Annotated in this window: 13 protein-coding genes; 11 read left to right on the forward strand and 2 right to left on the reverse strand. The window is 32.3% G+C overall.

Annotated features, from left to right (window positions below):
* The first annotated feature begins 67 nt into the window (after positions 1 to 67).
* From purH to rodA, 6 genes are all read left to right on the forward strand, one after another.
* Positions 68 to 1594 carry a bifunctional phosphoribosylaminoimidazolecarboxamide formyltransferase/IMP cyclohydrolase gene (gene purH / locus LNQ49_RS10270; RefSeq protein WP_229988695.1) on the forward strand — a complete coding sequence of 509 codons (1527 nt, stop codon included), beginning with the start codon at positions 68 to 70 and terminating at the stop codon, positions 1592 to 1594.
* A gap of 54 nt (positions 1595 to 1648) precedes the next feature.
* Positions 1649 to 2677 carry a rod shape-determining protein gene (locus LNQ49_RS10275; protein ID WP_229988696.1) on the forward strand — a complete coding sequence of 343 codons (1029 nt, stop codon included), beginning with the start codon at positions 1649 to 1651 and terminating at the stop codon, positions 2675 to 2677.
* Positions 2678 to 2784: 107 nt separating this feature from the next.
* Entirely contained in the window at positions 2785 to 3609 is an 825-nt protein-coding gene (gene mreC, locus LNQ49_RS10280) for a rod shape-determining protein MreC (RefSeq protein WP_229988697.1), read from the forward strand.
* Entirely contained in the window at positions 3602 to 4108 is a 507-nt protein-coding gene (locus LNQ49_RS10285) for a rod shape-determining protein MreD (protein ID WP_229988698.1), read from the forward strand. The genes mreC and LNQ49_RS10285 overlap by 8 nt, the downstream gene beginning before the upstream one ends.
* Positions 4105 to 6051 (forward strand): penicillin-binding protein 2, encoded by a 1947-nt coding sequence (mrdA, locus tag LNQ49_RS10290; protein ID WP_229988699.1) that lies wholly within the window; start codon positions 4105 to 4107, stop codon positions 6049 to 6051. The genes LNQ49_RS10285 and mrdA overlap by 4 nt, the downstream gene beginning before the upstream one ends.
* Before the next feature lie 18 nt (positions 6052 to 6069).
* Positions 6070 to 7305 carry a rod shape-determining protein RodA gene (rodA, locus tag LNQ49_RS10295; protein ID WP_229988700.1) on the forward strand — a complete coding sequence of 412 codons (1236 nt, stop codon included), beginning with the start codon at positions 6070 to 6072 and terminating at the stop codon, positions 7303 to 7305.
* Positions 7306 to 7320: 15 nt separating this feature from the next.
* On the opposite strand, the gene LNQ49_RS10300 is transcribed toward rodA, so the two are convergent.
* Positions 7321 to 8145, reverse strand: a complete 825-nt coding sequence (locus LNQ49_RS10300) for a DNA/RNA non-specific endonuclease (protein ID WP_229991332.1) — start codon at positions 8143 to 8145, stop codon at positions 7321 to 7323.
* Between the two features lie 165 nt (positions 8146 to 8310).
* A complete protein-coding gene (locus LNQ49_RS10305; RefSeq protein ID WP_229988701.1) occupies positions 8311 to 10500 on the reverse strand; it encodes a carboxy terminal-processing peptidase in 2190 nt (729 codons plus the stop codon).
* A gap of 213 nt (positions 10501 to 10713) precedes the next feature.
* On the opposite strand from LNQ49_RS10305, the gene surE reads away from it, so the two are divergent.
* The 5 genes from surE to LNQ49_RS10330 all read left to right on the forward strand — a co-directional run bounded on the left by surE (position 10714) and on the right by LNQ49_RS10330 (position 15629).
* Positions 10714 to 11493 carry a 5'/3'-nucleotidase SurE gene (gene surE, locus LNQ49_RS10310; RefSeq protein WP_229988703.1) on the forward strand — a complete coding sequence of 260 codons (780 nt, stop codon included), beginning with the start codon at positions 10714 to 10716 and terminating at the stop codon, positions 11491 to 11493.
* Complete coding sequence (locus LNQ49_RS10315; protein WP_229988704.1) at positions 11486 to 11779, forward strand: hypothetical protein; 294 nt, start codon at positions 11486 to 11488, stop codon at positions 11777 to 11779. Before surE ends, LNQ49_RS10315 begins: the two co-directional genes overlap by 8 nt.
* An 80-nt stretch (positions 11780 to 11859) precedes the next feature.
* The gene (lpxB, locus tag LNQ49_RS10320) at positions 11860 to 12972 is read left to right on the forward strand and encodes a lipid-A-disaccharide synthase (protein ID WP_229988705.1); all 1113 of its coding nucleotides are present in this window, start codon (positions 11860 to 11862) and stop codon (positions 12970 to 12972) included.
* 29 nt (positions 12973 to 13001) lie between these two features.
* Positions 13002 to 13484, forward strand: a complete 483-nt coding sequence (locus tag LNQ49_RS10325) for a C40 family peptidase (RefSeq protein ID WP_229988706.1) — start codon at positions 13002 to 13004, stop codon at positions 13482 to 13484.
* A 108-nt stretch (positions 13485 to 13592) separates the two neighbouring features.
* Entirely contained in the window at positions 13593 to 15629 is a 2037-nt protein-coding gene (locus LNQ49_RS10330) for a ComEC/Rec2 family competence protein (RefSeq protein ID WP_229988707.1), read from the forward strand.
* The last annotated feature ends 44 nt before the right edge of the window (positions 15630 to 15673 follow it).

Raw genomic sequence — 15673 nt, forward strand, 5'->3', positions numbered from 1 at the left:
ACATAAAATGATGATTTTTATAATCAAAAAAAAACTATTTTTGCACTTTGATAATTATAACTACACAATGAGCACAACAAAAACTATTCAATCTGCATTAATTTCAGTCTTTTCGAAGGAAGGTCTTGAACCAATTGTAAGAAAACTACACGAACAAAAAGTAACTCTTTACTCTACTGGAGGGACTGAAGATTTCATTAAAAACTTAGGAATTCCTGTAGTTCCTGTTGAAGACATCACTTCATTTCCTGAAATTCTTGGTGGAAGAGTAAAAACGTTACACCCGAAAATTTTTGGTGGAATTTTAAACCGTCAAGACAATGAAAGTGATGTACAACAAATGAAGGAATTTGACATTCCTCAAATTGATTTAGTGATTGTTGACTTATACCCATTTGAAAAAACTGTTGCATCTGGAGCTAGCGAAACTGATATTATCGAAAAAATCGATATTGGTGGAATTTCTTTGATCCGTGCTGCTGCAAAAAACTTTAAAGACACAGTTATTGTGGCTTCAGTAAATGAGTACAGCCTATTATTAGATTTAATTACAGAGCAAAACGGAGCAACAACTCTTGAAAACAGAAGACTGCTTGCTACAAAAGCTTTTCATGTTTCATCTCATTACGATACTGCAATTTTTAATTATTTCAATACTGATGATACTATCTACAAAGAAAGCATTGCTGATGGTCAAGTATTGCGATATGGAGAAAACCCACATCAAAAAGGTTTCTTCTTTGGAGATTTTGATGCTATGTTCCAAAAATTACACGGTAAAGAATTATCTTACAACAACTTACTTGATGTAGATGCTGCTGTGAACTTAATTGCAGAATTTAAAACTGACGGACCTACATTTGCAATATTAAAACACAATAATGCATGTGGTTTAGCAACAAGAAAAACAATCAGTGAGGCTTATTTAGCAGCTTTAGCTTGCGATCCTACATCAGCATTTGGTGGTGTTTTAATTTCAAATGCAAAAATTGATTTAGCTACAGCTCAAGAAATAAATAAATTATTTTGTGAGGTAGTAATCGCTCCAAGCTATGATAATGAAGCAATTACTGTTCTACAAGAAAAGAAGAACAGAATTATTCTAGTTCAAAACGATGTTAAATTACCTACAAGACAAGTTAGGACTTGTTTGAACGGGCTTTTAGTTCAAGATAAAAATAATATCACTGACAATAAAGAGCATTTAAAAACCGTTACAATTACAGCACCTACAGAACAAGAAGTAGAAGATTTACTATTCGCTTCAAAAATTTGTAAGAACACAAAATCGAATACAATCGTATTTGCAAAAAACGGAACTTTAATTTCATCTGGAACGGGACAAACCTCTCGAGTAGACGCTTTAGTTCAAGCAATTGACAAAGCTAAAGCATTTGGATTTGATTTAAATGGAGCTTCGATGGCAAGTGATGCATTTTTCCCTTTTCCGGATTGTGTAGAATTAGCTAAAAAAGCAGGAATTACAGCTGTAATTCAGCCAGGTGGATCAATAAAAGACGAATTAAGCATTAATTATTGCAATGAAAATAAAGTTGCAATGGTATTTACAGGAACGCGTCATTTTAAACATTAATTTGTTTAACTTTGTACGTTACTAATTTATAACTTTTAAACCCCTAAAAAACTTATGGGATTTTTTGATTTCATGACCGAGGATATTGCGATAGACCTTGGTACCGCAAACACTTTAATCATACATAATGATAAAGTAGTTATTGACAGTCCTTCAATCGTGGCACGTGATAGAATATCAGGCAAAATAATTGCTGTTGGTAAGGAAGCCAATATGATGCAAGGAAAAACCCATGAAAACATTAAGACCATAAGGCCACTTAAAGACGGTGTTATTGCTGACTTTGATGCTTCGGAAAAAATGATCAATATGTTCATCAAAAGTATTCCTGCATTAAAGAAGAGAATGTTTACTCCTGCATTGCGTATGGTAGTATGTATTCCTTCTGGAATTACCGAAGTTGAGATGCGTGCTGTAAAAGAATCGTGTGAGAGAGTAAACGGTAAAGAAGTTTATTTGATTCACGAACCAATGGCTGCGGCAATTGGTATTGGTATTGACATTATGCAGCCAAAAGGAAACATGATTGTTGATATCGGTGGTGGAACAACTGAAATTGCAGTAATTGCATTGGGTGGAATTGTATGTGACAAATCAGTAAAAATTGCTGGTGACGTATTTACAAATGATATTGTTTATTATATGCGTACTCAACACAACTTATTTGTTGGAGAAAGTACTGCAGAAAAAATAAAAATTCAAATTGGAGCTGCTATCGAAGATTTAGATGGACCTCCAGAAGACATGTCAGTTCAGGGTAGAGATTTACTTACTGGGAAACCAAAACAAGTAGATGTATCTTACCGTGAGATTGCCAAAGCATTAGACAAATCGATACAACGAATTGAAGATGCTGTAATGGAAACATTATCTCAAACACCTCCTGAATTAGCAGCTGATATATACAATACAGGTATCTATCTTGCAGGTGGAGGATCTATGTTAAGAGGTCTTGATAAAAGAATTTCGCTAAAAACAGATTTACCTGTTTACATTGCTGAAGATCCATTAAGAGCAGTAGTTCGTGGTACTGGAATGGCACTAAAAAACATTACAAAATTCAAAAGTATCTTAATCAAATAAGATAATTTAATTATATACATTTCTTCAGAACTAAAATTTTCATAACTTAGTTCTGAAGGGATTTTGAAACTTAAAGCATATCCTGAAACAAAATAACCAAGCAAGAAATGCAGCAAATATTTAATTTTATTATAAAAAACAGTAATCGGTTGCTGTTTTTGCTGCTTTTAGGTATTTCGTTGGGTCTCTCCATTCAATCTCACTCTTTTCACAAAAGCAGAGTAATTAGTTCAGCCAATTTCTTGAGCGGTGGTGTTTATGAAAAAATAAGCAACATAAATGAATATTTGAATCTAAGAAAAGAAAACGACGAATTGGTACTTGAAAACGCAAGACTAAAAAGTCTTTTATTCAATGCTGAAGACACCACAAAATTACCTCTTCCAGACAGTATCAAAGGTGTTAAACCTGCCGACATTATTGTTTCGAAAGTGATACATAACTCTTACAATGTACATGAAAACTACATTACAATAAACTCTGGTTCTAATGATGGGGTTAAACCTGATATGGGAGTAATTAACAGCTTAGGAATTATTGGTATTGTAGACAAAACATCACCAAGATACGCAACTGTGGTTAGTATTCTTAACATCAAATCTCAGATTAATGCCAAAATAAAGAAATCAAATCATTTTGGTTCCTTAATTTGGAATGGAAAAAGTACTGGTTTTGTTCAATTAATAGATGTCCCTAGATTGGCTTCTGTTCGTAAAGGAGACACAATTGTAACTGGTGGTCAGTCAGTAATTTTCCCTGAGAATATTGGAATTGGTACAGTTGATAAAATTTTCACTTCTAAAGAAACAAATTATTACACCATCAATGTCAAATTATTTAATGACATGACGAATTTAGGACATGTATATGTTATCAAGAGTAGAGACCGAGAAGAGCTTATTAAACTAGAAAAAAGAGAAAAAGATGAATAGCGCTTTGTTAATCAATATTTCTCGATTTATCTTGCTACTGGCAACTCAGATTATTATTTTTAATAATATGAATTTCCTTGGCTATATAAGTCCGTTTCCTTATATCCTGTTTATAATCTTATACCCAGTAAACGGAAACAAATCTGGGCTTTTAGCATCCAGTTTTTTACTTGGTCTTATTATGGACATGTTTTGTAATTCAGGAGGAATACACGCCACGGCCTGTTTGGTTCTTGCCTATTACAGACCATATATATTTAAATTCTCATTTGGTTTGAGTTATGAATATCAAACTATCAAACTAAATGATTCTTTAACTCCTGAACGATTTTCATTTATATTAGTATCTGTATTAATTCATCACATAATACTATTTACTCTTGAAGCTTTCCAGTTTAACTTCATTTTAGATGTTTTACTACGAACCTTGTTCAGTACAATATTTACCATTATAACTTGTATCATAATAATATATCTTATTAAGCCCAACAGAAGATGAGAAAAGTTCTGCTGCCCTCTTTAATTATCATTGCAGCATCTTTGCTAGTAATTCGCATATTCTATTTACAAATTATAGACGATTCTTTTAAACTAAAATCTGAGAACAACGCTATAAAGATAAAATACGACTATCCCGAAAGAGGCTATATATATGACAGATACGGTAAATTATTGGTTGCCAATCAGGCTTCTTATGATATCATGGTTATTCCAAGAGAGATAAAGAACATCGATACTTTAGAGTTTTGTCAACTCTTAAATGTTACCAAAGAAGATTTTATTAAAAAAATTGAGAAAGCTAAAGTATATAGCCCTCGGTTACCATCTGTATTTTTAGCTCAGTTAAACAAAAGTGAATTTGCTGCTTTTCAAGAAAAGATCAGAAAATTTGAAGGTTTCTATTTCCAAAAAAGATCGCTACGTGACTACGAAGTAGATTACGGTGCCAATATTTTTGGTTTTATCACTCAGGTAAACGAAAAATTAGTTGCTAAAAACCCATATTACAATAGCGGTGATTTAATTGGTAAACAAGGTGTTGAAGAAAGCTATGAAGATATTTTACGCGGAATTAAAGGTGTAAAATACATTCAAAAAGACAAATACAATAGAGAAATAGGTTCATACAAAGACGGAAAGTATGATACAATTGCCGTACAAGGAGAAGACATAAACCTAACAATTGATGCTGAACTTCAGAAATATGGTGAAGAATTAATGATCAACAAAAGAGGTGGAATTGTTGCATTGGAACCAAAAACTGGTGAAATTTTAGCATTGGTAACTGCTCCATCTTATGACCCAGGAATATTAGTTGGAAGACAACGTTCTAAAAACTACACTTTATTGTATCATGATTCAATCGCAAAACCCTTGTATGACCGTGGATTGCTTGCTGAATACCCTCCAGGTTCCCCTTTCAAAATTTTGACAGGATTAATTGGTTTGCAGGAACAAGTAATAAACGAAAACACTACATTTTTTTGTCATCATGGATTTAGTTATGGTAGAGGTCGTTTTATGAAATGTCACAATCACCCACCAGCACAACAATTACATAACGGGATTTACAATTCGTGTAATACTTATTTCGCCCAAACTTATATGCTTACTATAAACAAATACAACAATCCTGCTTATGCAGTTGATGTATGGAGTAACCACGTAAAAAGCTTTGGTCTTGGTCAGTTTATGGGATATGATCTACCAACTGGTAAAAGAGGAAATATACCAACTTCTAAAACATATAAGAGAATCTATCCTAACGGAGGTTGGAGAAGTACAACAATTGTATCCAACTCAATAGGACAAGGTGAAGTTTTGATGACACCAATTCAGTTAGCAAATATGATGGCTACAATAGCCAATCAAGGATATTATTTCACTCCTCATATCATTAAAAAAATTGAGGGAGAAAAAATCGATCCTAAATTCAAGGTTAAACATGAAACAACCATAGACAAAAAGTATTTCCCCCCTATAATCAGCGGATTATTTGATGTTTATAACAAAGGAACAGCTAGCAGACTACGTGTTGAAGGTATTGATATTTGTGGAAAAACAGGTACGGCAGAGAATTTTGCTAAAATTAATGGTAAGAGAACACAACTTAAAGACCACTCTATATTTGTAGCATTTGCGCCTAAGGATAATCCGAAGATTGCTATAGCGGTAATGATAGAAAATGGTGGTTTTGGAGCAACAATTGCGGGTCCTATCGCCAGTTTAATGATTGAAAAATATCTTCGTAAAAAAATCACACGAAACGATTTAGAAATTCGTATTCTAAACACAAGCTTAAGAGATCAATACGCAAAATTAGGCGGAATGACTGAAGCTAGTTTAATCGAAACTACTCCTAAAGATTCTATCATGAGAGCGAAGATGATAAAACCTAAAGAGGTTAAAATAATAAAAGTAGACACAACTCAAAAAAATTAATAAAGAGATTCATTTCAAATGAAAAACCAAAGTGTAAAAAGCAATATTGACTGGATAAGTGTAATCATCTATATCACATTAGTGCTAATGGGATGGTTAAACATATACTCTTCTTCACTATCCTCTACAGATGGTACTTATGAGAAACAGTTAATTTTTATTTTACTAACGATACCTTTAATTTTCATAGTACTATTTGTTGATGGTAAATTCTATGAAAAATACGCAAGTATCATTTTCGGTGTTGCCCTATTGTCATTAGTAGGGTTGTTTTTCTTTGGAAAAACTATTGCAGGACAACGCTGTTGGTATGCAATAGGAAGTTTCACATTACAACCATCTGAGTTCACTAAAGCTGCTACTGCCCTTGCATTGGCAAAATACTTAAGTGACACACAAGTAAACCTAAAAGATGTTAATAGACAAGTACAAGCACTTGCAATTGTATTTTTACCCGTAATATTAATTCTGCCACAACCTGACCCTGGAAGTGCCTTAATATACAGTATCTTTTTACTCGTTTTATATCGTGAAGGACTTCCTTCTTGGTACATCTGGACTGGTTTTATAGCAATAGTTTTATTTGTCTTGACCTTAGTTTTAGAACCCGAATACGTAATACTTATAGCATTATTAGTACTTATAATAATGCATTTTAAAGGTAGGGCCGTAGATCGGAATATAATTCTTAGTGCTATCCTATTAGCACTAATATCTGGATTTGTACTATCTGTAGATTACGTTTTTGACAATGTATTTAAACAACATCACCGAGATCGTTTTAATATCTTACTTGGGAAAACAGTCGATATGAAAGGGATCGGATACAACACCAATCAATCTGAAATTGCTATTGGATCTGGTGGATGGATAGGAAAAGGCTTTTTAGAAGGTACTCAAACCAAAGGTGGTTTTGTACCTGAACAACATACCGATTATATCTTTACTACTGTAGGTGAAGAATGGGGATTTGCGGGCTCAATTGTAGTTATCGCATTATTTGTTGGGCTATTCTTAAGAGTCATATATTTAGCCGAAAGACAAAAAACAAAATTCAGCAGGGTATATGGATATTGCGTCGCCGGTATTTTGTTTATCCACTTTTTTGTAAATATTGCAATGGTAATTGGTATTTTCCCTACTATTGGAGTTCCTCTTCCTTTCTTCTCATATGGAGGTTCCGGACTATGGGGATTCACTATTTTGCTTTTTATTTTCCTAAAAATGGATGCTAACAAAGTTAATGAATGGTAATTCCCATTCGTTAATCTAAAAAATCCAAGACTTATAATCTGTATTTTTCTCTAAAGCATCCTCAATTTTATCATCCAAATGAGGAAAGAAATCTATGCCTGTTAATTTTTCGATACTATCTACCGAAACAACAAAGTCATACAAAGGTCTTTCACTTTTTTCATTTGGAACTAAAAAAGCTATCATTTTATATTTCCCATTAGATTCATCTAATAGTATTTTATAGAAGTATTTAGGCACTAGTACTTTTTCTTTTCCAATTGTTGTATTGGAATCATTAAGGACTCCTCCTGTAACCACATAAATATCATCATATTTTACTGCCCAATAACGCACCTTTTGTTCTAGTCTATTCCACACACCATCGTTAAATGCATGCACTTGTGGGGATATATTTGAAGTTAAAAAAGTATCTTCATATGCCTTTTTATTAAACTCCATATCTCCAGCTGGACAAAGATGCCCCTTATCATAACCCGATTGTTTGTAATTACGCCAATCAGCAGAACCAGTAGTTACCTTATCATCTTCAATAAAATAAGGTCTTTTAAAATCATTATTCTTAATATAACTTTTCTTTAGTTCGTAAGCAACCCATTCTGCCTGTTCGAATTTCTCGTTATACGATAACGTATAATAATCATGTTTTACGATTTGATTTGTTGTTGAAGTGGGTAAGTAATCAAAGTCAAGGTTATCTTCGTTATATAGCACTGTTTTAGCCGTTAAACTATCTTTTAACTCTAAACTTGAACCAACAGTACTATTTTCTATATCTTTTTTACAAGAAAAAAGAAACACAACAATTAAAACAACCAACAATTCTTTCTTTACAATCATCATATAACATTATTTAAAATCTTAAATATATTTTTTGTATTCAAATTTTAATTAAAACACAAATTCAAAGTTAACTAAATGCTTTCAATAAAAAATGCTCCAATCATCGTGATGATTGGAGCATTTAATTATTATTTAAAAAGCTTTATGCTTTCATTTAATCTCTTACAATTTAGAAGCTAACTTGTCTTTCTTTGATCTAGCAGGAACCGAATTTTGTCTAGAAATTCCTTGTGACTGTAAATCATCTAAAACATTTATAGCCTCTTCAACATAAACATCTTTTGCTAATGCTTGATGCCAACTTTCTCTTTTTTCCTTAAGAGTAGGATCTTTTGCCATCTCTGCAATTTCATACGGCAAAGAAGTAAACTGCAAACTGTTTTTATAATCAGTAATTGGTTTATACTTTTTAGCCTCTGTTTCTACCTCTGTTTGAGCCTTTTTAAAATCTGCAATATTCAAACTATAACTATTCTCTTTACTCTTAGTATCAATCCATTTTGCATTTTCCTCTATTAATTTAAACTGAGGATTTAAAGCAATACGCGCTTTACTATTTGCAATAGCTTGATTAAAATTTGAATTGTTATTCCAAGTAGTATATTCTGCTGGATCTATTTTATCCCATGGCATTGCGTTATCAATATCACGCTCTCCCATTTTTAAATATGCATAACGATCTGGCGCAACAATATCACTACGCACACCTTCTAATTGTGTAGACCCCCCATTAATTCTATAAAACTTTTGAGTTGTAATTTTCAAAGCTCCTAAGTCTCCAAAATCACTACTACGAACAAACTGATTCAAATCAATAACATTTTGAACTGTCCCTTTTCCATAAGTTTGTTTACTTCCTATGATGACACCTCTCTTATAATCCTGAATTGCAGCAGCAAGTATTTCTGAAGCCGAAGCTGAGAAACCATTTACCATGATTACTAAAGGACCATCCCACTCGATTTTTTTATCACGGTCATAAAGAACTTCTTTTTTTCTACCGGCAGATTTAATCTGCACAATTGGACCTTGCTCAATAAACAATCCAGCAATATCAACAACTGTAGATAAAGAACCTCCTCCATCATCACGAACATCTAAGATAATACCGTTTACATTTTCTTTTTTAAGTCTTTCTACTTCAAGAGCAATATCTTTTCCTGCATCTCTACCGTCTTTATTTTCAAAATCGATATAGAATTTAGGCAAATATATCACACCATACTTTAGTCCGTTTTTGTCAACAATACTAGACTTAGCGTAAGTCTCTTCTATCTCAACAATATCTCTAATAATAGAAATTACTTTAATCGTACCATCTACTTTTTTAACTGTAAGACGAACTTCAGTTCCTTTATGTCCTTTAATTTTCTTAACAACATCGTCAAGACGCATACCAACAACATCTACAGGCTCATCACTTCCTTGTCCTACTTTTATAATTAAATCCCCTGCTTCTAATTCTTTACCTCTCCAAGCTGGTCCACCTGAAATAAGTTCTGAAATTTCAGTAAAGTCATTTTTCTTTTGCAAACGAGCACCAATTCCTTCAAGTTTACCGCTGATGTTTACATCAAAACGTTCTTTTTCTTCTGGTGCAAAATAACTTGTATGTGGATCAAAACGAGCCATGATTGAGTTTACATAAACTGAAAACCAATCACTTCTTTCCAAATCTTTAATAAAACCAAAATATTCATCTAATGATTTCAATGAATTCTCTCTAGTCTCTTTCTCTAAAACTTCAAAAGATTTTTCTTTATAAGCTGCATCTTTTACTTTCTTTTCAGCTTCAATATTCTCTTTAGTCACTAAAGAAGATAATGTAGATAACTTAATTTGTTTTCTCCATTTTTCAACCATTTCAGCTGGAGTTTTCGCATAAGGCGAATTCTCATAATCTGTACTGAAAGTTTCATCTACTTTATAATTAAATGGATGCGCTAAAATGAGTTTATATCTCTTTTTACCTTCTTCCATTCTTTTCATCAAACGAGCATAAGTAAGATTAAAAAAAGTTAAATCTTTATTTACAAATTGATCATCTAATTGCAATTCATATTTTGAAAACTCATCGATATCTGATTGCAAGAAAAATCTCTTGGATGGATCCAAAGCTTCTATATAATCTTTATAAACTCCTTTAGAGAACTCATCATTCATTGCCGGAGGGTTATAATGTCCTTTCTCGATTACAAAAGCAAGTAATTCCAAAAGCATCTTATCTTTATTCGGGTCTGGGTCAATTCCTCTATCGCTATTAATTTTAAATGCAAACAGTGTAGCAGATAAGCAAATAACGGCTAGGATAATTTTATAATTTCGTTTCATAAATTTAATAATAGCATTCATCAATTTTTTAATCTAATTTACGGTAAAAACTATGCCAACAAAATATGGGCCGCATAATTTTTTGTTAAAGATATAAATATAGTTTTTCTTTCAATTGATTAAAAGTCCTAAGTTCGCAAATTTAAGACTTTTTGTTACTTATTTAAGAAATTCAGTTACTACATTTGCTAATAAAAACCCTACATACCTATTTTTCCATTATATTTTTAAAAAATGAATTCAAAAAAACCTTTGATCTTAGTAACCAATGACGACGGCGTTTCGGCACCTGGAATTAGAGCTTTAATTAGTGTAATGTCTGAAATTGGTGAAGTAGTTGTTGTCGCACCAGACAAACCTCAAAGTGCAATGGGGCACGCTATAACTATAAACAGTACTTTATACCTTAATAAATTATCTAAAGCTGGTGATTCGATAACTGAGTATAGTTGTTCTGGAACTCCTGTTGATTGTGTAAAACTTGCTGTAAATGAGATCCTAAAACGTAAACCTGACTTATGTGTTTCGGGAGTAAACCATGGATCTAACTCGTCTATAAACGTAATCTACTCTGGAACTATGAGTGCTGCAGTTGAAGCTGGTATTGAAGGAATCCCTGCAATAGGTTTCTCTTTATTAGACTACGATTGGAATGCAGATTTTGAAAGTATTAAATCTTTCATCAAGAAGATAACACTTGAAACACTAGAAAACAAACTACCTGAAGGAGTTGTTTTAAACGTGAACTTTCCAAAACTAAAAGAAAACGAGATAAAAGGGATAAAAATTTGTCGTCAAGCGAAAGCACAATGGGTAGAGAAATTTGACAAAAGAAAAACACCTTCTGGAAAAGATTACTACTGGCTTTCGGGCGAGTTTGTAAACCAAGACAAAGGAGAAGATACAGATGAATGGGCGCTTGAGAACGGATATGTATCAGTAGTACCTGTACAATTTGATCTAACTGCACACCACACTATGCAACAACTTAATAACTGGAAGTGGAATGAATAATACAAGAAACAGAAAAGATTTACTCATAGGTTTTATCATAGGATTAATGGCTTCGATATTAGGAAGCTTTCTCTTCCTAACTTTACTGACCGATTTTGATGTATCAAACGGAATGGAGAGTATTAAAATCATAAAAAACTATGGCTATCTAGGTAAAATAATTACCCTTGGATCCATTTTAGACCTGATTGCTTTTGGTGTGTTTTTAAAACAAAACAAAGAATTTAGAGCAAGAGGTGTTGTCTTGGCAGTAATAACTTTAGCACTACTCACTTTATTTATTTAATTTATCTTTGCAATTGTAAAGAAGTTGTCATTCCTATTTTAGTAACAACTTAAATAACTCCCATTCTCAAAAACAAAAACATGAAATACTACATTATTGCTGGAGAAGCCTCAGGCGATTTACATGGTTCAAATTTGATGAAAGCCTTATACAAAGAAGATCCTAATGCCGAAATTCGCTTTTGGGGAGGAGATTTAATGCAAAAAACAGGTGGAACATTAGTAAAACACTACCGTGAGCTGGCTTTCATGGGATTTATAGAAGTTATCTTTAATTTAAAGACTATTCTGAGCAATATCTCTTTCTGCAAAAAAGATATCTCTCAGTTTAAACCTGATGTTCTAATCTTTATTGATTATCCAGGTTTTAATATGCGTATTGCAAAATGGGCAAAAACATTAAATTATAAAACTCACTACTATATCTCACCACAAATTTGGGCTTGGAAAGAAAACCGCATTACTGATATTAAACATGATATCGATAAAATGTTTGTGATTTTGCCTTTTGAAAAAAGTTTCTATGAAGACAAACATCATTTTCCTGTAGAATTTGTTGGGCATCCGTTAATCGATGCTATTCACAACCAGCCCCCATTTGATGAAATAACATTCAGAAAAGAAAACAATTTAAGCGAAAAACCTATTATTGCCATTTTACCGGGAAGTCGTAAACAGGAAATAACAAAAATGCTTTCGGTAATGCTGAGTGTTGTAAATGATTTTAAAGAGTATCAATTTGTTATTGCTGGTGCACCTAGCCAAGATTATTCTTTTTATCAACATTTCGTGACCAATGAGAATATAAAGTTTGTATCAAACAAAACGTATGCTTTACTACAATCTTCAACAGCTGCATTGGTAACTTCTGGAACTGCAACACTAGAAACTGCTCTTTTCAAAGTTCCTGAGGTAGTTTGCTACAAAGGAAGTTGGGCTTCATACCAAATAGCAAAACGTATTATTACGCTTAAATACATTTCGTTGGTAAATTTAATCATGGACAAAGAAGTGGTTACGGAACTTATCCAAGACGATTGCTCACCAAAACGAATTAAAGAGGAATTAACTAAATTATTAGAACCTAATTATCGCAAAGCTCTTTTACATAACTATGATTTATTAGAAGAAAAACTTGGTGGAATTGGTGCTAGTGAAAAAACAGCAAAATTAATCGTAGCCGATTTACAATAAATTCTTTATCGCTTTAAAAAAATATTGCTTTGAAAAACTTACTATCCATATTTGCTTTATTACTATTATTTGCTTCTTGTAAATCGACATCTTCGGTTACAAGCAATAAGAAAGAAGACAATACCAAAACAATCGTAAAAGATTTGATTTATACTGCATCTGAAAATATTGGTGTACGCTATAAAGCTGGTGGAACGACAAATAAAGGTTATGATTGTTCTGGGTTGGTGTTTACCACATTCAGTTCTGAAAACATTAAATTACCTAGAACTTCATTAGAGCAATCAAAAATTGGAGAGGTTATCAATCGGAATAAAGCAAAAAAGGGCGATTTGATATTTTTTAAAACCAACAGAAGTTCTCAAATAAACCATGTTGGATTAATTGTAGAGATAATCAGTGAAGAAATTAAATTCATACATTCCTCTACTTCAAAAGGAGTAATAATCTCTTCTACTAAAGAACCTTATTATCGAGACTCCTATGCACAGATTAACCGCATAATCGAATAGTACAATTCATCCTTATTAAAAAAATATAGAGCCGACAAGTTTAAAACCTGTCGGCTCTACTCATTAAAAACAAGGTTATTTCTTACAAAATTATCGTATTTTAGCTACATGAAAGTACTAGAATTTCCCTTGACAAGAATAACACTTGGTTTTGCAACAGGCATTTTACTTGCCAATTACCTTAGCCTTTCTATTTCTTTTACATTTATATCACTTACTGTTTCAATACTTCTATTTTGTGGTAGCCTTTATTACACTACAAACAATCCTAAAAAAGTAACTTTGTTTGGAATTGCAACTTATTTATTAGCATGTTCTGTCGGTATCACAACCCAGTCTCTTCATACGGAATCATTTCAAAAAAGCAACTATACAAATTACCAAGACATCTACAATAAACCTCATTTAATAGATTTTATAATTAGCGAAAAATTAAAAGGCAATAATTACAGTGATAGATATATAGCAACCATAAATCAGATTGACCAGAAACCTAGTTCTGGCAAAATAGTCCTTAACATAAAAAAAGACAGTACAAAATTAAATCTAGAAATAGGAAATTGCCTTCGTGTTAGAAGTCAATTATCAAAAAACGCTGCTCCAAAGAATCCCAATCAGTTTGATTACAGCAAGTATTTAAACAACAAACATATCTACGCCCAATTACACATTCAAAAACATGAAATAACAATTAGCCCTAAGTTTGAGAAAAGCATTTGGCACTATGCTGCCCGAATTCGAACAAAAATTATTCGCAATTTAGAAATGAACGGTTTTAATAAAACGGAAATGAATGTCGCGCTTGCATTAATTCTAGGTCAACAACAAGACATATCACCCGAAATAATCAAAGATTACCAATATGCAGGTGTAACCCATATTTTATCTGTTTCAGGCCTCCATGTGGGCTATATTTTGATTTTTATAACTTACACCCTAAAACCTATCCCTAATACAAAAAAGGGGGCTTTAATAAAACTCATCCTGATAATAGTATCATTATTTACTTTTGCAGTAATTTCAGGATTTTCTCCTTCAGTATTACGATCAGTCGTAATGTTTTCGTTTGTAGCGATAGGAATTCATTTAAGAAGAAGTGTAAATATTTACCATACATTGTTGGTCTCTATATTCTTTTTACTCCTTTTTAAGCCTGCTTTCATATTTGATGTAGGATTTCAATTAAGCTACTTAGCCTTATTTTTTATCATTTGGTTTCAACCAATATTAAAAAAATTATGGTCTCCAAAACGCAAGTTTGCTACTGCAATATGGAATGTGCTGACAGTATCTTTTGCTGCACAAATAGGTACTCTACCGATATGTTTATATTACTTTCATCAATTTCCTAGTTTATTTTTTATTGCCAATATTATAATCATACCTTTCTTAAGTGTCATTATGATTTTAGGAATAGTAGTAATGATTTTAGCAGCTTTTAGCAGCGCACCATTACTTCTTGTACAGCTACTAGAAAAAAGTATTTTCTATTTGAACAAAATAATAAATACCATTGCTTCATTCGAAAGTTTCATCATACAAGACATTTCTTTTAACACCTATTTATTAATCTGCTCTTATCTATTAATTATATCCGGAATTATTTGGTTTAAGAAGCCCACTTTTACCAAGCTAGCATTCACCCTTAGCTCAATAATTCTATTACAAATTACATTTATCCTAAATCGGAAAGATACTGAAACTAAAAAAGAATGGATTGTTTACAATGCAACGAAGAACTCACAGATTACCGAAAGAACGGGTAAGTCTGTTACATTATTTACAAGAGATACTACTTCAAATAATAGTAGCGAAAATTACTCATTGACTTCCTATTTAGTAGGCAACTTTGGAAAACTAAAGAATAAGGAAAAACTACAAAATCTCGCCTATTTTAATGGCAATAAAATCTTAATTATAGATAGTACTGGAATATATTCTAAAAAGACAAAGCCTGATATTTTAATGCTCACTCAGTCGCCTAAAATAAATTTTGAAAGATTACTAAAAACGATACAACCCAAAATGGTCATTGCCGACGGTACAAATTACAAGTCGATACTGCAGCAGTGGCAAAAAACATGTATAAAAGAAAAAATCCCTTTTCATTCTACCAATGAAAAGGGATTCTATAAATTGAATTAATTAAGTAACGTAGTTATAATTGAAAATGGCATTACTGACTTTAT

This window comes from Flavobacterium pisciphilum, from assembly GCF_020905345.1.
GTDB lineage: Bacteria > Bacteroidota > Bacteroidia > Flavobacteriales > Flavobacteriaceae > Flavobacterium > Flavobacterium pisciphilum.